The following is a 19,020-nucleotide window of genomic DNA, read 5'->3' as shown; positions in this document are numbered from 1 at the left end:
GGACTCGTTATGCGTTACAATAGATGATGCAGGCTTGTCCGTGCAGACGGCCGTCTTCCGGCCGTCCAAACCTGTCTTGAACCTTATCTGTAAGGAGATGAATCCATTGATCAACAAAAAGCTCATGCGTGTGGTGGTCTGGCTCATGCTGGCCGCCATGCTGTTCTCTACCGTGCTGTATGCGGTCACAGCCATCATGGGGATTTAATAAAGCTTCGTTTCGGTATTATAGCCTTCCATATGCTCCTTCACACGCTGAAGGAAACGCCCGCAGATGACGCCGTCGAGAATCCGGTGGTCCAGCGACAGGCAGAGGTTCACCATGGACCGGACTGCGATCATGTCGTTGATGACCACCGGTTTTTTGACGATGGATTCGAACGTCAGGATGGCCGCCTGAGGGTAGTTGATGATCGGCTGGGTCAGGACGGAGCCGAAGGAGCCCGTGTTGTTCACCGTGAAGGTGCCGCCCATCATATCGTCAATGGACAGCTTGCCGGCCCGGGTCTTGCGGGCCAGGTCGTCGATCTCGCGGGCCAGGCCGGCGATGTTCTTCTGGTCGGCCTTCTTGATAACGGGGGTCAGCACCGAATCCTCGGTTCCGACGGCCAGCGAGATGTTGATGTCCCGCTTCACGATGATTTTGTCCACGGCCCAGACGGAATTGATGATCGGATAATCCTTGATGGAGTTGACCACAGCCTTCATCAGGAACGGCAGATAGGTCAGGTTGAAACCTTCCTGGCGCATGAATTCGTCCTTCAGCTTGCTCCGCAGAGCCACCAGGTTGGTCACGTCCACCTCGATCATCATCCAGCCGTGGGGAATCTCGGTCACGCTCTGCCGCATCCGGCTGGCGATGGTGTTGCGGATCGGCGTTACGTCGATGTAATACTCGCGCTGGTTCGCATGCTCCACTTCCACCTTCGGAATAGGCGGATGCTCGGACAGGTGCAGGCCCGTAGAGCGGACCGGCTCCGTCGAAGCATGGGCTATGCCGCCGGCCTGTTGCGCGGTGGCAGCGGAAGCGGCGGGCGGCGCCGCCGGGCGCGGCGGTTCGGGCTGCTTGAGGACCGGCTTGCCGCTATCGATATATTGGAGCACGTCCTTGCGGGTGATGCGGCCGCCGAGTCCCGTGCCTTCCAGCTGGGACAGGTCGATGCCGTGCTCGCCCGCCAAGGTCAGCACCGCCGGCGAATAGCGGGCGCGCATGGCCTGCCCCGGTGCGGATGCGACGACTGAACCGGCATCCGCATCGCTGACGCTGCCATGAGACACGGCGGAAGGTGCTGCGGCCTCGGACGTACCAGGCTCCGCAATCAAGCAGATCGGAGCGCCGACATCCGCCGTCTGCCCCTCGCCTACCAGAATCTCCGTCAGAGTGCCCTCCACGGGGGAAGGCATCTCCACGTTGACCTTCTCGGTGATGAGCTCGCACAGAACATCATACTGCTGGATGTAATCCCCCGGCTTCTTCAGCCATTTGCCCACGGTGGCGGACACCAGCGACTCCGCCAGATGGGGGACCGGCACCTCGGTGCCTTTGGACTTCAGATTCATCTATGTACCTCCCTCAATTCGCCTGTTCCCTTCCTTGACTATCCCCTTAGATCTCCGCCAGCCTGCGCATGGCTTCCTTGACCTTATCCGGGTTCAAGAGGAAGAACTTCTCGATGGTCGGCGCCATGCCGACAGCGGGGATGTCATCTCCGCAGAGGCGCATGATCGGAGCATCCAGCTCGAAGAATAGCTCCTCGGAAATGATGGCCGAGACCTCCGCCCCAACGCCGCCGGTCTTGTTGTCCTCGTGGATGATGAGCACCTTGCCCGTGCGCCGTACCGCCTCCAGAATACCCTCCTTGTCGAGGGGCTGAAGCGTGCGGAGGTCCAGCACGTGGACGCTGATGCCTTCCTTGGCCAGCTCCTCGGCAGCCTTCAGGGCATAATGAACCGTCAATCCGTAGGAGATGACGGTAATGTCCGCCCCCTCCCTCTTCACCTTCGCCTTGCCGATCGGCACGATGTAATCCTGCTCGGGCACGTCGCCGGTAATGGACAGGTAGCACTTCTTATGCTCGAAGAACAGCACCGGATCCTCGTCCCGGATCGCCGCCTTCATCAATCCCTTGGCATCGTACGGATCCGAAGGGGCGACGATCTTCAAGCCCGGGGTTCCGAAATAGATGGATTCGGGGCATTGTGAATGGTACAGCGCTCCGCCTCCCGTAGCGCCATAAGGCGCACGGATGACCAGCGGGCAGTTCCAATCCCCGTTGGAGCGATAGCGGATCTTGGCCGCCTCGCTGATGATCTGATTGGTAGCGGGCAGCATGAAGTCCGCGAATTGCATCTCGGCGATGGGGCGCATGCCGTACATGGCGGCGCCGATCGCCACGCCGGCAATGGCGGATTCCGCCAATGGCGTGTCGAGGACGCGGTCATGGCCGTACAGGTCCCGCAGGCCCTTGGTGGCGTTCAGCACGCCGCCCTTGCCCACGTCCTCGCCCAATACGAATACGTTCCCGTCCCGCTGCATCTCTTCCTGCATGGCGGAACGGATGCCTTCCAGATAAGTGATCACGGCCATCCGCTAGAATCCTCCTTCCGCTTCCGAAGAAGCATCGCCATACACATGCAGGAGCGCATCCTCCGGCTTGGCATACGGCGCCTGGTCCGCATAGTTGGTCGCATCGGTGATTTCCTTGGCGATCTCCGCCGCCAGCGCCTGGTCCTGCTCCTCGCTCCAGAGCCCGATGTCGATCAGATACTGCTTATAAATCGGAAGGCCGTCCTTGGCCCGGTTGGTCTCCACCTCTTCCTTCGTCCGATACAGCATATCGTCATCGGCCGTCGAGTGGGGCGAGATCCGGTACATCATGGCCTCGATCAGGGTGGCTCCTCCGCCGTTCAACGCACGCTCCCTGGCTTCCTTCACGACGCGGTAGACCTCCAGCGGATCGTTGCCGTCCACCCGGACCCCTTCCATGCCGTAGCCCAAGGCCCGGTCGACCACCCGACCGCCCAACTGCTGGGAGACGGGAATCGAGATCGCGTACTGATTATTCTCGCACATCAGGATCACAGGCAGCTTATGGACCCCGGCGAAATTGCAGCCCTCGTGGAAATCCCCTTGGTTGCTGGAGCCCTCGCCGAAGGTGGCCCAAGCTACGCCCGGTTCCTTGCGCATCTTCTTCGCTAACGCAATACCAACGGCATGAGGCACCTGCGTCGTGACCGGACTGGAGCCGGTGACGATCTTCAGCTTCTTATGGCCGAAGTGGCCCGGCATCTGCCGGCCGCCGCTGTTAGGGTCCTCCGCCTTGGCGAACAGGGATAACATCAGCTCCCGCATGGTCATTCCAACGGTCAAGACGAAGGCGTAATCCCGGTAATAGGGCAGAAAATGGTCCTCATCCGTCCGGAGCGCCGTAGCCGCAGCCACCTGGGCCGCTTCCTGGCCGATTCCGGATACGTGGAAGGCAATCTTGCCGGCCCGCTGCAGAACGAATCCTCGCTCGTCGAACTTGCGGGCGCGCAGCATATTGCGGTACATCCCGACCGCTTCCTCATCAGACAGTCCGACTGACCTGTGGCGGTGCAATTGACCGATCGACATAAGGGGAAACCCTCCCTTGTTAAGAGTACAGCCAGCTTAAACCGGATTAATACCAGGTACTAAGACTTGGCTCTTATCGTCATTATAGTCGGTTTCTCCGAAGAATACAATTTGATGCCCTAAAGCCCGGAAGCGCCGGAATTCGGACCGGTCGGCCCCTTCTCAGATCCCAATGGCACGCCCGTCTACCGCCAGCATGGCCTCCATCAGAGCCTCGGACATGGTCGGATGGGGGTGGATGGTTGCGCCCACCTCCCACGGCGTAGCATTCAGCAATTGGGCCAATGCCGCTTCGGAGATCAGGTCCGTTACCTGCGCTCCGATCATGTGGACGCCCAGGATGTCGTTCGTTTTACGGTCGGCAATGACCTTGACGAAGCCGTCGGCATCGCCGTGAACCAATGCTTTGCCCAGCGCCTTGAACGTGAACTTCCCGGTCTTCACCTCGAAGCCCTTCTCGGCGGCCTGCTCCTCCGTCCAGCCGACACTGGCGATCTCCGGACGGCCATAGATGCAGCGCGGAATCAGATGCTGTGCATAGGGCTCCGCCTTCTCCCCCCAGAAATGCTCCACGGCCAGGATGCCCTCGTGTCCGGCCGCATGGGCCAGCTGAAGACCGCCGTTCACGTCTCCGATGGCATAGATGTGGGATTCCGTCGTCTGCATGAATTCGTTCACCCGAATGACTCCGCGTTCCACCTTCACATCCGTATTCTCAAGCCCCAAGCCCTCCGTGTTGGCCTCGCGGCCAACGCTGACCAGGATCTTGTCCGCCTTCAGGTCCACGATGGCTCCCTTCTGCTCGGCTTGGAGCCGGACTCCCTCCGTGTCCCAGCGGATGGTCTCCGGCAGCACCCGGGCACCCGTCAACACCCGGATCCCTCGGCTGCGGAATATCCGTTCCAGCTCCCGGGACACCTCGGCATCCTCATAGGGCACCAGCCTGCCGCCGTACTCCACGACGGTGACGTCCACGTCGAAATCTCGAAGCATGGAAGCCCATTCCACCCCGATTACTCCACCGCCGATGATGACGATGGACTGGGGCAGCTCCTCCATCCGCAGCGCATGGTCGCTGGTCATCACCTGATCTCCGTTCGCTTCCATGCCCGGCAGCAGACGGGGCCGGGAGCCTGTGGCCAGGATCAGCTGCTTCGGCACCAGCGTCTCCATCTCGCCATCGGCTAGCTCCACCGCCACTGCGCCGCTCTTCGGCGAGAAGATGGACGGTCCGATGACGCGGCCCGTGCCTTCATATACGTCAATTTTATTTTTTCTCATCAAGTACTGCACACCCCGGTGGAGCTGGTCCACGATTCGGTCCTTGCGCTCGAGCACCTTGGGGAAATGAACGGTTACGGGTCCCGCTGCGATTCCGTAAGCTTCGCTCTCCCGCATGGAAGCGGCCAGCTCCGCACTGCGGAGGAGTGCTTTGGTCGGAATGCAGCCCCGGTGGAGACAGGTCCCCCCCAGCTTGTCCTTCTCGACGACCGCCACCGTTTTCCCCAGTTGGGCTGCCCGGATGGCCGCGACATAACCTCCGGTTCCGCCGCCGAGCACGACCACATCGTATTGCTTCGTCATTCTTTTTACCCCTCCTCGCAAAGTCCCTTCCATTTTAACCTTTTTTTCCGGGCGAATCCTAGTATAAAATGTAGAAGACCCCGCATTTTTTTCGGGCGTATAAGAGAAAGGGGTAGTCCATCTTGCGACTGTTGCTTCAACGGCTTGCCGCCGCGCTGATGCTGGTTATACCCGGATTGGCGGCAACCTATGGGTTTTTGGCCATGAAGAATGCGTTCTTCCATCAATTCGAGCCGGAGGGCGGCTTTCAGTGGGGCCGTTTCCTGCTAGGCTTGCTGCTGTTCGCCGTTGGCTCCGCCTTTATCGGAGGCTGGATTTTTTTCCGGGACCGCAAGAGAGGCTATGTAGCGCCGCAATTCCGCGCGAAGAAAAAACGCCCCCGCCCTCCTGAACCCTAAGAGGCGTGGACGCAACTGCTTCAGCTCCGTACGGACTGCCCGTACGGCTTTTTTTTATTCCGCCGGGCTCCATTCGCCTCCCGGTCTTCGGCGCTTCATCAGACGGACCGTCATGGTCGACAGCCAGAGGGAAACCAAGCCCACGAACAGGTAGCCGGGAACGGAGAACAAATGCTTCCACTGGAGGGGGCGGTACACCCCCACCTTCACCATGAAGGGCTCCAAGACGAAGGAGAACAGCAGCGACAGGCCCACAAGACCCGCTGTGTACCCCCGGAGGCTGCGGGTATATTGGTAGACCAGCATATAGAACAGGGGCAGCACGGCATCCACTACAGCCAGCCTGGCTCCCCACGGCAGGATCATCTTGGGGTAGTCCCAGAGCCCCAGCTCGGCGCCCACCATATCCAAGGACAGGGAGATCAAGAGAACATACAGACCCAATGGCAGGAGCTCCGTCAGCTTCCTCTTGTCCGCCAGCCTCCACCACACGAACCAGCCGACGACGAAATACAGCAGCAGCAGCCACCAGTCGAACGTAAACAGCACATGCTCCCGCCAATAACCCCACCGGTCAGCGCCCAATTCCGTCTGCTTCCGGCTCAGCTCGTCGAACCATTGGTTCGGATCCATGCTAAAGCCCCTCCTTTCATGGGTTTAGTGTTTCTGCCCCCCCATATTTCATACATCCCATATAGAGAATCAGGTATAAAAGCAGATACGCCTGTCCAAACTGTAGGGTAACTTCCATGAACGCGCATCTATGGCAACGAAATCTGATCCGACAGGAGGATTCCACCATGGAGCAATCAATGTCTGCAGAAGAAGTCGCGGTTCAAATCGCCCGGCTGCACGGGCAAGGGGAAGCGCTATCCAAGAAAAGCGTGAAGAAATCCCATCCCGACCTCATGAAGAACGCGCTGTATTACTACCCAAGCTGGGAACATGCGCTTGAACGCAGCGGGATCGGAAGCATCCAGTAACGGCACAGCCCACGAACCGGAAGACCCTCGGGTCTTTCGGTTTTTTTGACGTTTCCATCAGCCAGCAAGCCGGCGCAAAATGTTGGATATGAGGAAAAGGCCTGATACGGTGCGGCCCGGCAGCGCACAATACCTTCAAGAAGGGGAGGGATCATCATGTTTCGAACAGCTCGGCAGCAAGCAAGAGAAGCCTCGCTTTATGGGCGTGTGAAGAGCAGGAATGCCGCTGACATCCTGCGGGAGCAAGAGCAGGAATCGGAGATGGAGCGGCTGTGGATGGATGGCCCGGCCTATGTCAACGAGGAAGAGCCGCGGCGCCGGACCCTGTTGGGCACCTAGTTATGACAGGTTTATGCAGAGTCATATCTGCCGGAAACCGATCATATCCATAGGAAGCAAAGTTACAGGATCAAAGATGTGAGGAGCAATGGCGTACATGAATCGTGATTCTTATTTAGTCGAAGCCGTATCCGGCAGATGGCTCAGATTGCCCAATTCCTTCCGCAAGGCCTCGTATGTCGTGGATCTGCCCAACGGGATTGCCTTGAATGTCAGCATGACCAGCGGGCGGATCGAGATTTATGCCGAGGAGGACGACCAGGTGTACCGGTTTTCCGGCGAGATGTATCTGGAGGCGGACCGGCAATCCGTTTACAACTCCACCCGCATTATTTATAAAAATGAACCGAGGGCGCTGCCAGGCTTCTGATCCCCTCGTCGTGAAAGCCGTTCCGGGATTCCGGAGCGGCTTTCGGTTTTTTCCCAGGAGCAATTGTTAGGATTTCTTCACGAATCCCTGCGGAACGGATCCCGCAGATTTGTTACAATTCATATATAATGTAACGTTTCTAAGGATGGAGTTGATTCAATGTCTGATGCAGCTGCGCCATTCCGGACGGAAACCGACATGCTGGGAACCAAAAGTATCCCCGCCGATGCGTTGTACGGGATTCATACGGCCCGGGCCATGGAGAACTTCTCCATCAGCGGGAAACCCGCCAACCCACATCTGATCCAAGCCATCATCACCGTGAAGCAAGCCGCCGCCCTCGCCAACGGGCGCTTGAAGCTCATTCCTGCCCCCGTGGCCGAAGCCATAGCCGGCGCCTGCGAGGAGGCCATCGGCAATCCGCACCGCAGCCAATTCCCGGTTGATGCCTTCCAAGGCGGAGCCGGGACTTCCACTCATATGAATGTCAATGAGGTCATCGCCAATCTGGCGATTCTTCGGCTCGGCGGACGCCCGGGGGATTACGGAATGGTTCACCCGGTCGACCATGTGAACTGCGGCCAATCCACCAATGACGTCTACCCCACCGCCCTGAAGATCGCCGCCATTCGTCTCCTCCGCCCTCTGTCTCGAGCTTTCGCTTCCCTTCAGGAAGCGCTTCAAGAGAAGGAGCAAGAGCTGGCGGACGTGCTGAAGCTGGGCCGAACCCAGCTGATGGACGCCCTGCCCATGACGGCCGGCCAAGGCTTTGGCGCTTACGCGAAGGCCATCGCGCGGGACCGTTGGAGGATCTATAAGGTTGAAGAACGGTTACGGGAGATCAACTTGGGCGGAACGGCCATCGGCACCGGACTCAATGCTCCGCTTAAGTATATCTATACCGTGACCGAGCTGTTGCAGGACTTGACGGGTTTGGGACTGGCCCGAAGCGAATATCCCATGGACCTGACGCAGAACATGGACGTGTTCGTGGAAGTCTCCGGCATGCTGAAGGCGGCCGCTTCCAATCTGCTGAAGATCTCCAATGATCTTCGGCTGCTGGCTTCGGGACCGCGCGGCGGCCTCGGCGAGCTCCGGCTTCCTGCCGTGCAGGCCGGTTCCAGCATCATGCCCGGCAAGGCCAACCCCGTTATCGCCGAGATGATGGGCCAGACGGCCATGCGGGTCATCGCCAATGATTCGGCCATCACCATGGCGGCGATGAGCGGTCAGCTGGAGCTGAACGCCTTCACTCCGCTGATCGCCGAGTGCCTGCTGGAATCCCTCGAGCTGCTGACGAGGGCCGTCACACTCTTCGAAGAGAAGTGCATTCGGGGCATAGAGGCCGATCGCGAGCGATGTCTGGAGAGTGTAGAGCTCTCCTCCGCCTTGGCCGCCGCACTGGTCAACCACGTCGGGTATGCGGAAGCGTCCAGAATCGCGCTGGCGGCACAGGCCGGGGGCTGCACCGTCCGGGACGTGCTCTTGTCCGAAGGCCGGTTTACCCCGGAGGAAACGGATCGGATTCTGAACCTCCACCAAGTCACCAAGCCCGGAACACCCGGTAAATGAGAGGAGCAACCGCCATGAGCTTGAACGCCACCCCCCGGTCCAACCGGGTCCATATCGCTCTGTTCGGCAAGCGGAATGCAGGCAAATCCAGCTTGATCAACGCCATAACGAAGCAGGAGATCGCCGTGGTATCGGCCGTCAAGGGAACAACTACTGATCCGGTCTACAAAGCGATGGAGCTGCTCCCGCTAGGTCCCGTGGTCTTCATCGATACAGCCGGTCTGGATGATGAAGGTGAGCTTGGTGAACTGCGCAAGCGCAAGACGCTGGAGGTGCTGGAGAAGACGGACCTGGCTCTTCTCGTGGTGGATGCCAGTGAGGGCATCAGCGACTTCGAGGTCTCCATGGCCGCCTATCTCCGGACGAAGAAGATCCCTGCCATCGGTGTGTTGAACAAAACCGATCTCATCTCCAGTGTGGAGCCTATGCTGAGTGAAGCGGCCGCCAGGCTGGAGCTGAAGGTGCTGCCGGTCTCCGCCTCCGCGGGCAAAGGAATGAACGAGCTGCGCAAAGCGATGGGCGAAGCCGTTCCCGATGACGAGGATAAATTCAAGATCGTCGGCGATCTCATCGGTCCAGGCGACTTCGTGGTGCTGGTCACCCCTATAGACAAGGCCGCTCCCAAGGGACGCCTTATCCTTCCGCAGCAGCAGACCATCCGGGACATTCTCGAGAGCGATGCCATTGCCGTCGTCACCAAGGAATTCGAGCTGAAGGAGACCCTGGAGCGGCTCGGCACCAAGCCCAAGCTGGTCATTACCGATTCCCAAGCCTTCCTGAAAGTGGCGGCGGACACGCCGAAGGACGTACCGCTCACCTCCTTCTCCATCCTCTTTGCCCGTCATAAGGGTGATCTGGTGGAGCTGGTAAAAGGAGCTAAGGCCGTGGAGAGCCTGCAGGACGGGGACAAGGTGCTGATCGCAGAGGCCTGTACCCACCATCAGCAGTCCGACGATATCGGGCGGGTGAAGATTCCCCGTTGGATCCGCCAAGTGACAGGCAAGGAGATCGTCTTCGAATTTGCCAACGGGTATTCCTTCCCGGAGAACATTCAGGACTACTCCTTGATCGTGCACTGCGGCTCCTGTATGCTGAATCGCCGCTCCATGCTGCACCGGATCGCCCAGGCGGTGGAAGCCGGCGTTCCGATCGTGAACTACGGAGTGCTGATCGCTTATGTGCAAGGAATCTTCCCCCGTGCCATCGAGATGTTCCCTTTGGCACGTATGCTTTGGGACGAAGAGTAACATTTGAACAAAAAAATGCCCCTGCCGAATTCCGGGTCCGGCAGGGACAAGGCATAGTGAACGGGCGACGTATCGCCATATATAGCATTCGACCTCCTGCTTGTTTTTGAGGGGGTCGAATGCTTTTTTTGCGCCTAACGCATCCTATAGGGGGATTCAATGTTAGCCCACCATCCTTTTTTGACAATGGGAGGACCTTATGCTGGATCAACTGGAGAGCAATTATGATTGCGCCAATGCGGACAAGGATCTGCCGCGGCTGCTTCAAGAGCTGGAGCAATGGAATTCGAAGACCGGTCTGAGCAAGGAAGACGAGGAGTACCGGAACCGGCTGGAGAACCAAATTCATTTCATCCGCAATAAATGCGACATCACCGGGGAGAGTGAGCGCCCATGACCGAGTATCTGCAGCATCAAGAACGCCTGAAGCATGTGCTGACGGCTGTGAATGAGGCCATTCACGAGCTGAATCAAGCCCGGGAGGAAGCCTATAGAGCCCAGATGTCCGCCAATCCGCAGGATCGGATCCATGCTTATCAAAAGCTGGAGCAGGCGGAGCGGCGTGCTGAGGGAGCGAGAGACCAGCTGCTGGCGGAAGCCAATCAATCCCAGGAGCAGCAGGTTCTGCAGAATTTGAACGAGCTGCAGAATGCAATGGAGAATGCCCGTAAGTTCTAAACCTGCAGAACACCAATCAAGCCGCCTGCCGGCGCCGTCCCTCGAATGGGAGCGGCACCGGATGGGCGGCTTGACGGTTAATCCGATCAGGCGTGGCGGTTGACCAACGTTTCAAGCGCTTCGCGGCTTTTCAGTCCGACGGTCTTATCCACCGGCACACCATCCTTAAACAAGATCATTGTCGGAATGCTCATGACGTTGAACTGGCCTGCCGTCTCCGGATTCTCATCTACGTTGATTTTCACGATCTTTACTTTGTCGCCTGCCGTTTGATCCAATTCCTCCAGTACGGGAGCCAGCATTTTGCAGGGGCCGCACCAAGGGGCCCAGAAATCGGCTAGCACCAGTCCGTCCTGTCCGACCTCTACGGAAAACGTTGCATCGGTTGCATGTTGAACAGCCATCATGATCCTCTCCTTTTCAATTGTCATCTATATAGTTACAGTTACTTGTTAAGAGAAAGCCCTTAGGGCTTGGGCTTCTCTCTAACCAATCACTTGGTTTCCTTGCATTTATGCACCGAGCAGATCTTGCGGAGGACATCCGCAATGGTCCACTTCTCCCAATATTGCTCCAGATGGAGCTCCGCTTCCTGAAACATATCATCCATGACGTTCTGTACCGTCGAAGCAATGATGCAAACCTTCTCCGGGTCGCCGGAGCACCAGCCGGGCTTCAGCGTACCCATGGACACCGCGCGGTAGACCTGGGCCAGATTCGTCTCTTCCGGATCGCAGCTCAGTATATATCCTCCGCCGATCCCTTCCCGGGTCGATACGAAGCCTTGCTTTCTTAGGATACCCAGCACTTTGCGGACTCTCGCCGGGTGGGTGCATACGTTATCTGCAATCGTGTCGCTTGTGGCCATCCGGTCGGACCGGTGAGCCAAGAGCACCAAGCTATGGACGGCGATGGAAAATTCACTGTTCATCGTCTTCGCCTCCCGGATACTGTTATTATAGTAATTACAGTTGGATCTGTCAACGCCAGATCATCTCCGGATATAAAATAAGCTGCAGCCCAAGAGCCAGCACCCTCCTGCTGCATAACCTGCCAGAATATCGGTGGGGTAATGAACGTTCAAGTAAAGTCTGCTGAATCCGATCAACAGAAGCACCACTGCTATCAAGCCGGCAAACAAGCGTCTGCGCGGCAGACCGGAGCATAGAATGAAGATTGCCAGCATGCCATAAAAAGCGGTTGCGACCATGGCATTGCCGCTGGGAAAACTGAAGCCGTCCGCTTCAATCAGATGCGGCAGCGCCGGGCGTTCACGCTGAATGGCTTCCTTCAACAGGCTGTTCAACGCATATGCCCCTCCCGTCGAAATCAGCAGAATCAGCGCCTCCCTCTGCTTCTTCTGCCAGAGGAGTAGTACGGTTGCCGCTACGAATAGCAGCACGAACGCCAGTGTGGAGCCCAGCTCGGACAAGACCTTGAATAGTGGCGTGAGCCCCTCGTTCTGCATATCCCGGAAGGCTTCCGCTGCCCTTTGATCCGCCTGATTCCACCATCCCCCCGCCAATCCCGCCAGAAGCAGCAGGAATACCGCTCCGCATCCGGCAGCCCAGACTGTAAGCCTCCCTAACCATGAACTTCCGATTGAACCGGATTGCGTACGTTGACTCATAAGTCCCCTCTTTTTCGGATCATTTTTATATAAGAACGATTTGCATTTTCTATTTTATTGGAAACGCTTCGAAAGAACAACCCGGTTTCGATGAATATTCTCCCCTATCCAAACAAAAACCCCCATAAACCGGTTATGGTTTATGGGGATCGTTTCGTTCATCAGGCCTTGAAGTTCAACTAACTTTATGCTCGATTCTCAGCTTGTCAGCCACCATCGCGATAAATTCGCTGTTGGTCGGCTTCGCCTTCGAGATGTTGATGGTGTAGCCGAACAGGTGCGAGATGCTGTCGATGTTGCCGCGGGTCCAGGCTACTTCGATCGCGTGGCGGATGGCGCGTTCAACGCGGGACGGCGTTGTCTTGAAGCGCTCGGCGATAGCCGGGTACAGCGTCTTCGTGATCGCCCCCAAGATCTCGATATTGTTGTATACCATCGTAATAGCTTCACGCAGGTATTGGTAGCCCTTGATATGAGCCGGTACGCCGATCTCATGGATAATGCTGGTGATATTCGCATCCAGATTGCGAGTTTTGCTCATCGGTACAACATTGGCTTTATGCTGGATCACCGCCGAGGTCATGTTGGAGGACATGCCGGAGCCGGAGGTACTTACAGTGGAGTTCGTCACCAGCTGGCGGATCCGGTTGGTGAGAACCTCCATATCGAACGGCTTCAATATGTAATAAGAAGCGCCGAGCTGTACAGCCTTCTGGGTGATGCTCTCTTGACCGAAGGCGGTCAGCATGATGATTTTGGGTTGAGGCGTGATGTTCATCTCACGGAGCTTCTCCAGAACGCCAAGGCCATCGAGATGCGGCATGATGATATCGAGAATCAGCACATCCGGGATACGACCCTCTTCAATCAGACGGAGTACATCATTGCCGTTGTAGGCCACCCCACTGACCGTCATATCGTGCTGATCATTGATGAATTCCGATAATAATGCAGTAAATTCACGATTGTCATCTGCCAACAATACTTCGATTTTTTGCACTTGATTATCCTCCTATCTGTAGATGCATTCCAATATTTTCTTTCTAAGAATTCTAATTCGACAATGACAATTAAATTCCTTCTGTCGAAAATTATTTTTCTTTATTTTTTTTGGTTGATTATATATAATATATATTTTACCACAGGGCTCAACATTTTTCGACACCAAGTCATGGAGGTTTTTCGGATAAAACAAAAAACCAAAGGCAGCCTTAGCTGGCCTTCAGTTCCTGTGCGTTTTCATCCTCCAATACACCCGCATCCTTCAGCATCCATTCGATAAAGCATCCATATCCGCTGGATGGATCGTTGACGAACACGTGAGTCACGGCACCGATCATCTTACCGTTCTGAACGATGGGGCTGCCGCTCATCCCTTGGACAATACCACCTGTCTTCTCAAGGAGCTTCGGATCCGTAATCTTGATGATCATCCCCTTGGTTGCGGGATAATCCTGCTTCGATACATGCGTAATCTCAATGGAGAACTTCTCCACCTTCTGCCCCCCGACCACCGTGTAGATCTCCGCCGGTCCTTCCTTGACTTCCTCGGAGAAGGCTACAGGGATCGCTTCCTTAGCCAGCCCCTGCTCCGGTGCAGCCGGCATTCTGCCGAAGATGCCGAAGGGCGTATTCTTCTCGATATTGCCGATGACCTTCTCCCTTAGGATGGCCCGTTTCTCTCCCGGCTCCCCGTTCTGGCTCTTGGAGATGGACGTAACGTTGGAATGAACGATTTCGCCGCTGCCTACCTCAATGGGTGTCTGGGTATCCATATCCGTAATGACGTGTCCGAGAGCTCCATACACATGTTGGTCGGGCGCATAGAACGTCAGAGTGCCGACGCCTGCCGCGGAGTCCCGGATATAAAGACCGAGACGGTAGGCTTTGTCATTCTTATCGTAAGCCGGGCTCAGCTGAATGTGAACGATGTCTTTGTTCCGTTTGATCTCCAGATCGAGGGGCTTACCGTTCTCCCCTGCCTTGGATACCATTTCCGACATCTGATTTACATCCTGCAGCTTCTTTCCGTCAATGCTTAGAATCAGATCCCCGACTTGCACCTTGGCCTCTTCGCCGGGGGAAACCTTGTTCTCTTCATTAATCGCCACCAGATGATGACCGACAACCAGAACACCGGCCGACTTCAGCTTCACTCCGATGGTCTGGCCTCCCGGAATGACCTTGAGATCGGGCAGAACCTTCACCTTGACGGACTTCAGCGGAATTTTGCCCAGCTTCACCATCATCTCGGTCTGGCCGGTTTCGGATGTGTGAATGCGAATGGGCTCCTTCAGATTCGCTTGGAAGGTGGGCTGGGAAGAACCGTTGACACTGAGTATTCCGGGATTCTTAACGGAGATTTGACCGATGACCGGCATGGATAATTGCAAGTCCTTGTCTTGTCCGGAGAATATCCGAAGCTCGTCCGGGAAGCGGGCGAAACATTGGAATGGGGCGGAGAAGCTGATCAAGCAAATGAGAAAAGCGATGATAAGACCAACCAATCGTTTGCGTATGACGGTGTTCAATCTAAATCACGCTCCTTTTCTCCTCCTCGCCGTTCGGGTAGGCGTTGGTGTCATTTGCGTACCTATAACTTAACCCCGCCCCAATCCTTTTATAACTCGAAAAAGCTGCCACGTCAGGCCATAATCTGCTGATTTTCCTTCCGGTAAGCGGTTTTTTGAGCAATAGCGAGGGCTAGCATCTCCTTAGCGTGATGCAGCGTCGTTTCGGTTATCTCCACGCCTCCCAGCATACGGGCAAGCTCCTCCGTACGGTCCGATTCCTCCAGATCTCTCACCTTCGTAAAGGTTCTGTCGTCCTCCACCGCCTTGCTGATGTAATAATGGGCGTCCGCCATACAGGCGACCTGCGGCAGGTGTGTGATGGAGAACACCTGGCAGTCCGAAGACAGCCGTGCCATCCGCTCGGCGATGGCTTGGGCGGCGCGGCCGCTAACGCCGGTGTCAACCTCGTCGAAGACCAGCACCGGAATCTGGTCCATCTTCGCGAAGATGGACTTCATCGCCAGCATGATCCGGGACAGCTCGCCGCCGGACGCGATTTTCCCTAGGCCGCGGAGCGGCTCGCCGGGGTTCGGTGCGATCAGGAACTCCACCTGGTCCATCCCCTGACGGTTCAAGCGGACGGAGCCGTCACCCGGCTCCTTGCCTTCGTCCAGCCGGATAATGTTGACGTGGAATTTGGTTCTCTCCATATGAAGCTCCTTGAGCTCCCGCTCGATGCCTTCCGCCAGCCTCAACCCGGCGCTCCGGCGCAGAGCGGACAGCTTCCCGGCCAAGCCGACGCATTCGTTATGCTTGTCCTTCAATTGGCTCTCCAGCTCTTGAAGCTTCTCTTCCTTATGGTCCAAGGCGGATAATTCATTCTTGATTTGACCAAGATAAGCGAGGATATCCACCACATTTTCCCCGTACTTGCGGCGGAGAGAGGAGATCAGGCTCAAGCGGTCTTCAATCTGGTCCAAGCGGGCCGGATTGAATTCGATCTGATCGCGATAATCGCGGAGCTGGTAGGCGGCATCCTCCAGCTGGTAATACGCAGACTGCATCTGCTCCAGAACAGGCTGGAGCTTCGGCGCATCATAATCGGCAATGTCCTGGATCCGCTGAACCGCTTTCCGCACCAGATCCAGCGCCTTGCCGTTGGCGTACATACCTTCGTACGAGTCGTTGACGTTCTGGAATAATTTTTCGGCATTTCCTAGCTTGCGCTTTTCTTCCGATAATGATTCATCTTCGCCGGGTTTCAATTTGGCGTCGCTGATCTCCTCCACCTGGAACCGATACAGATCCTGCATCTGCAGCGCCTGCTTCCCGGCCTCCTTCAGGTCGTTCAGCTGCTTCTGCAGCTTATTATATTCCTCGTAGGCTTGGATGTACGCTCCCTTGGACTCCGCTATCTCCTTCCCACCGAACAGATCCAGCCATTCGATATGGGCCTCCGCCTTCAGGAGTGACTGATGCTCATGCTGGCCATGTATATTGACCAGCCATTCTCCCGCCTCACGCAGCAGTCCCAGGTTCACCAACTGCCCATTGATCCGGCTCACGCTCTTGCCTTGGGCATTAATCTCCCTGCGTATGATCAGAAGCTCATGCGGGGCCGCCTCCAGCCCGATCCGATTCAGCACTTCCCAGACGGGATGATTCTCCGGCACATCGAACAGCGCCTCGATCTCAGCCTTATCCTGGCCGTAACGGACCAGGTCACTTGCTCCTCTGCTCCCCGCAATCAAGCTCAATGCGTCGATAATGATGGATTTGCCTGCGCCGGTCTCGCCCGTCAGCACATGGAACCCCTTATGAAAGCTCAGCTTTACGGACTCGATTACCGCCAGATTGCGGATGGATAATTCCAACAACATGCCTCATACCCCCGATGGTCCAGCATATCTGCAGAGAAACGATAACTCATCCTAGTCTGTTCGTGATGGCTGCAGATGTATGCAAACAGATGTTCTCGTACTATTATAGCATGGAGTCCGCAACCGGACAATATCACGGCTGCAGGAGTCCGTCACGAACCTTTGCGTCCAAGTCCCAGTCCAACGCCAAGCTCCTTGCTCGGTGCCGAGTAGGAATAAGCGGCGATCCCCTTCAATCGGAACGCCAAAAAACCCGCCTCAGGGTATAAACCTTGAGGCGGGTCTTCGCTTGTGTTGCGAGGTCAGGACAGCATGGAAAACACCCGATCCACAATCTCCTTGCTCTGCTCCTTGGTCCGGCAGATCATGAGGATGGTGTCGTCACCGCAGATGGTGCCCATGACCTCCGGCCATTCGAGGCTGTCGATCAGCGCCCCAATGGCATTGGCGGTTCCCGGCATGCTCTTCATGACGACCAGATTCTCCGTATAATCGATGTTCACAAAATGGTCCCCCAGCACCCGCTTCAGCCGGGACAAGGGATTGAACCGCTGCTCCGTGGGCAGGGAATACTTATACCGGCCGTTATCCAGCGGTGTCTTGACCAAATGGAGCTCCTTGATATCCCTGGATACCGTGGCCTGGGTCACGTTGAAGCCGGAATTGCGGAGCGCCTCCACCAACTCGTCCTGGGTTTCGATCTCGTGGTTCGTTAAGATTTCTCTGATTTTGACGTGGCGTTGGCCTTTCATGGCTGCCTCCTTAGCGTTCTATGGAGAAATGGATTTTGTCTATGGTCCGGAGTTTCGGGTCCACCAGCAGAATGCCCTCGGTCTGTTCGTAGAGCAGCTGGTACACCAGAAGCCCATCCCGGAGTCCGCTTCCGGTCCGATCGATCGGCTTGCGGTCGCGGGCCAGCTTCACGATATATAACTTGTCCCCCTCCGCGGCGAAATGGTCGATGAACAACCGGGTCTCCAGCTCGGTCCGGTCATTGACGGAAACGGTGATCGGCACCTTGCGCTTGCCGGTCCACACCTCGTAACCGGCGAATTCCAGAAGCTCGACGGCCTCGGTCACCATGATCTCCTCATCAGGCACGACCGGATGCTGAACCTTGGGTGGCGCAGTGATCCACTTGCGGAGCCACATCAAGAGAACACCCGCGGTGAACAGACTGAGCAGAATGAGTATGAGACTGTCTCCCCGGTACATGCCGCCATCCCTCCCGATATCTATCATTTCGAGAGGGTCTTCCGGAAATCCTGCCGGAACGCAGAAACATCCCAAGAAAAAAACGGCATTCCGGCCGGCTGCATCGGCAGCGGACGGTCCGTATTCCTTAGGATGCCAATGTTAACGGAAGGTCGCGTGGGCTTGCCGGACAGTTTCTTCCACCAGCCCTGACAGCTCCTCTGTACCGCCTTCCGCACCGTAAGTCCAATAAGCGAGGAATTCGATATTCCCTTCTCCCCCTGTAATGGGCGAGAACGAAAGCCCTTGAAGCCGGAAATCCAGCTGAGCGGCAAAATCCAGCACCGACTTCACCACGCTCCGGTGGATATCCGGATCCCGTACCACTCCCGACTTGCCGACCTGCTCCCGCCCGGCCTCGAATTGTGGCTTGATCAGGGCCATGACGCCGCCTCCCGGTGGGAGCAGCTTCGTGAGAGGGGGCAGAATCAGGTGCAGGGAGATGAAGGAGACGTCGATCGTGGCCAAATCCGGCTCGAAGCCGTTCAGATCCTTGGCCTCCACATAGCGGAAATTGGTCCTCTCCATCACGATGACTCTTGGATCATTGCGAAGCGACCAATCCAATTGGTTGTAGCCCACATCCACGGCGCAGACCTTCTCCGCTCCATGCTGCAGCGCACAGTCGGTAAAGCCCCCGGTGGAGGCGCCGATGTCCAGCATCCGCTTCCCGGCCAGATCCAGCCCGAAGGCCTTGATGGCCTTCTCCAGCTTGAGCCCGCCGCGGCTTACATACGGATGGGGCGCCCCTTTCACCGTAAGGGCGGAGGCTCTGGAGATCTTGGTGCCGGGCTTCTCCACCCGCTCTTCTCCCGAGAAGACCAGGCCGGCCATGATGGCGGCCTTTGCCTTTTCCCGGCTATCGAAATAGCCTTGCTCCACGAGGAGCAGATCAATCCGTTCTTTGTCGCTTGCCAATGTTGCGATCCTCCAAACAGCAGGCTGCCTCGTCTTGC

General features: G+C 56.9%; 23 protein-coding genes. 9 read left to right on the top strand and 14 right to left on the bottom strand.

The features are described from left to right. The first annotated feature begins 106 nt into the window (after positions 1–106). On the top strand, positions 107–208 hold the full coding sequence (gene prli42, locus ACSEXW_RS24600; protein WP_438448838.1) for a stressosome-associated protein Prli42: 102 nt from the start codon (positions 107–109) through the stop codon (positions 206–208). Here the strand turns inward: prli42 and ACSEXW_RS24595 are convergent. The 4 genes from ACSEXW_RS24595 to lpdA form a co-directional block, all read right to left on the bottom strand. Further along, positions 205–1,560, bottom strand: coding sequence for a dihydrolipoamide acetyltransferase family protein (locus ACSEXW_RS24595; protein ID WP_438448837.1), 1,356 nt, complete (start codon positions 1,558–1,560; stop codon positions 205–207). The genes prli42 and ACSEXW_RS24595 overlap by 4 nt on opposite strands. Before the next feature lie 46 nt (positions 1,561–1,606). Then, on the bottom strand, positions 1,607–2,587 hold the full coding sequence (locus tag ACSEXW_RS24590) for an alpha-ketoacid dehydrogenase subunit beta (RefSeq protein WP_438448836.1): 981 nt from the start codon (positions 2,585–2,587) through the stop codon (positions 1,607–1,609). A gap of 3 nt (positions 2,588–2,590) precedes the next feature. Beyond that, positions 2,591–3,616 carry a thiamine pyrophosphate-dependent dehydrogenase E1 component subunit alpha gene (locus tag ACSEXW_RS24585; protein ID WP_438448835.1) on the bottom strand — a complete coding sequence of 342 codons (1,026 nt, stop codon included), beginning with the start codon at positions 3,614–3,616 and terminating at the stop codon, positions 2,591–2,593. A gap of 162 nt (positions 3,617–3,778) precedes the next feature. Then, positions 3,779–5,257 (bottom strand): dihydrolipoyl dehydrogenase, encoded by a 1,479-nt coding sequence (lpdA, locus tag ACSEXW_RS24580; protein WP_438448863.1) that lies wholly within the window; start codon positions 5,255–5,257, stop codon positions 3,779–3,781. A gap of 65 nt (positions 5,258–5,322) precedes the next feature. On the opposite strand from lpdA, the gene ACSEXW_RS24575 reads away from it, so the two are divergent. Continuing rightward, positions 5,323–5,598, top strand: coding sequence for a DUF2627 domain-containing protein (locus ACSEXW_RS24575; protein WP_438448834.1), 276 nt, complete (start codon positions 5,323–5,325; stop codon positions 5,596–5,598). 54 nt (positions 5,599–5,652) lie between these two features. Here the strand turns inward: ACSEXW_RS24575 and ACSEXW_RS24570 are convergent, their stop codons facing one another. Further along, complete coding sequence (locus ACSEXW_RS24570) at positions 5,653–6,231, bottom strand: CBO0543 family protein (protein WP_438448833.1); 579 nt, start codon at positions 6,229–6,231, stop codon at positions 5,653–5,655. A gap of 167 nt (positions 6,232–6,398) precedes the next feature. On the opposite strand from ACSEXW_RS24570, the gene ACSEXW_RS24565 reads away from it, so the two are divergent. From ACSEXW_RS24565 to ACSEXW_RS24535, 7 genes are all read left to right on the top strand, one after another. Further along, on the top strand, positions 6,399–6,581 hold the full coding sequence (locus tag ACSEXW_RS24565; RefSeq protein ID WP_438448832.1) for a hypothetical protein: 183 nt from the start codon (positions 6,399–6,401) through the stop codon (positions 6,579–6,581). Positions 6,582–6,737: 156 nt separating this feature from the next. Then, positions 6,738–6,920, top strand: a complete 183-nt coding sequence (locus tag ACSEXW_RS24560; protein WP_438448831.1) for a hypothetical protein — start codon at positions 6,738–6,740, stop codon at positions 6,918–6,920. Between the two features lie 97 nt (positions 6,921–7,017). Next, positions 7,018–7,290 carry a hypothetical protein gene (locus ACSEXW_RS24555; RefSeq protein WP_438448830.1) on the top strand — a complete coding sequence of 91 codons (273 nt, stop codon included), beginning with the start codon at positions 7,018–7,020 and terminating at the stop codon, positions 7,288–7,290. Positions 7,291–7,449: 159 nt separating this feature from the next. Beyond that, the gene (locus tag ACSEXW_RS24550) at positions 7,450–8,862 is read left to right on the top strand and encodes an aspartate ammonia-lyase (protein WP_438448829.1); all 1,413 of its coding nucleotides are present in this window, start codon (positions 7,450–7,452) and stop codon (positions 8,860–8,862) included. A gap of 14 nt (positions 8,863–8,876) precedes the next feature. Further along, the gene (gene hydF, locus ACSEXW_RS24545; protein ID WP_438448828.1) at positions 8,877–10,109 is read left to right on the top strand and encodes a [FeFe] hydrogenase H-cluster maturation GTPase HydF; all 1,233 of its coding nucleotides are present in this window, start codon (positions 8,877–8,879) and stop codon (positions 10,107–10,109) included. Between the two features lie 199 nt (positions 10,110–10,308). Beyond that, positions 10,309–10,506: a DUF2524 domain-containing protein gene (locus ACSEXW_RS24540; RefSeq protein WP_438448827.1), complete on the top strand. Its 198-nt coding sequence runs from the start codon at positions 10,309–10,311 to the stop codon at positions 10,504–10,506. Next, positions 10,503–10,787, top strand: coding sequence for a hypothetical protein (locus tag ACSEXW_RS24535; RefSeq protein ID WP_438448826.1), 285 nt, complete (start codon positions 10,503–10,505; stop codon positions 10,785–10,787). The genes ACSEXW_RS24540 and ACSEXW_RS24535 overlap by 4 nt, the downstream gene beginning before the upstream one ends. Before the next feature lie 86 nt (positions 10,788–10,873). Here ACSEXW_RS24535 and trxA read toward each other — a convergent pair whose 3' ends face one another. From trxA to ACSEXW_RS24490, 9 genes are all read right to left on the bottom strand, one after another. Further along, entirely contained in the window at positions 10,874–11,191 is a 318-nt protein-coding gene (gene trxA / locus ACSEXW_RS24530) for a thioredoxin (protein ID WP_438448862.1), read from the bottom strand. An 89-nt stretch (positions 11,192–11,280) separates the two neighbouring features. Then, on the bottom strand, positions 11,281–11,718 hold the full coding sequence (locus ACSEXW_RS24525; protein ID WP_438448825.1) for an RrF2 family transcriptional regulator: 438 nt from the start codon (positions 11,716–11,718) through the stop codon (positions 11,281–11,283). Between the two features lie 60 nt (positions 11,719–11,778). Then, complete coding sequence (locus ACSEXW_RS24520; RefSeq protein WP_438448824.1) at positions 11,779–12,417, bottom strand: phosphatase PAP2 family protein; 639 nt, start codon at positions 12,415–12,417, stop codon at positions 11,779–11,781. A 175-nt stretch (positions 12,418–12,592) separates the two neighbouring features. After that, positions 12,593–13,417, bottom strand: coding sequence for a sporulation transcription factor Spo0A (spo0A, locus tag ACSEXW_RS24515; RefSeq protein WP_438448823.1), 825 nt, complete (start codon positions 13,415–13,417; stop codon positions 12,593–12,595). Positions 13,418–13,628: 211 nt separating this feature from the next. Further along, on the bottom strand, positions 13,629–14,948 hold the full coding sequence (gene spoIVB / locus ACSEXW_RS24510) for a SpoIVB peptidase (protein WP_438448822.1): 1,320 nt from the start codon (positions 14,946–14,948) through the stop codon (positions 13,629–13,631). Positions 14,949–15,061: 113 nt separating this feature from the next. Then, positions 15,062–16,810 carry a DNA repair protein RecN gene (gene recN / locus ACSEXW_RS24505; RefSeq protein ID WP_438448821.1) on the bottom strand — a complete coding sequence of 583 codons (1,749 nt, stop codon included), beginning with the start codon at positions 16,808–16,810 and terminating at the stop codon, positions 15,062–15,064. Between the two features lie 302 nt (positions 16,811–17,112). Then, positions 17,113–17,562, bottom strand: a complete 450-nt coding sequence (gene ahrC / locus ACSEXW_RS24500) for a transcriptional regulator AhrC/ArgR (protein WP_438448820.1) — start codon at positions 17,560–17,562, stop codon at positions 17,113–17,115. 10 nt (positions 17,563–17,572) lie between these two features. After that, positions 17,573–18,025, bottom strand: coding sequence for a hypothetical protein (locus tag ACSEXW_RS24495; protein ID WP_438448819.1), 453 nt, complete (start codon positions 18,023–18,025; stop codon positions 17,573–17,575). 141 nt (positions 18,026–18,166) lie between these two features. Beyond that, entirely contained in the window at positions 18,167–18,982 is an 816-nt protein-coding gene (locus ACSEXW_RS24490; protein WP_438448818.1) for a TlyA family RNA methyltransferase, read from the bottom strand. Positions 18,983–19,020 lie beyond the last annotated feature (38 nt).

It is taken from the genome of Oryzibacillus soli, assembly GCF_051594765.1.
Taxonomy (GTDB): Bacteria; Bacillota; Bacilli; order Paenibacillales; family NBRC-103111; genus Paenibacillus_AR.
The sequence above is the reverse complement of the archived record's forward strand: the minus strand, read 5'-3'. Positions and strand labels throughout refer to the sequence as shown.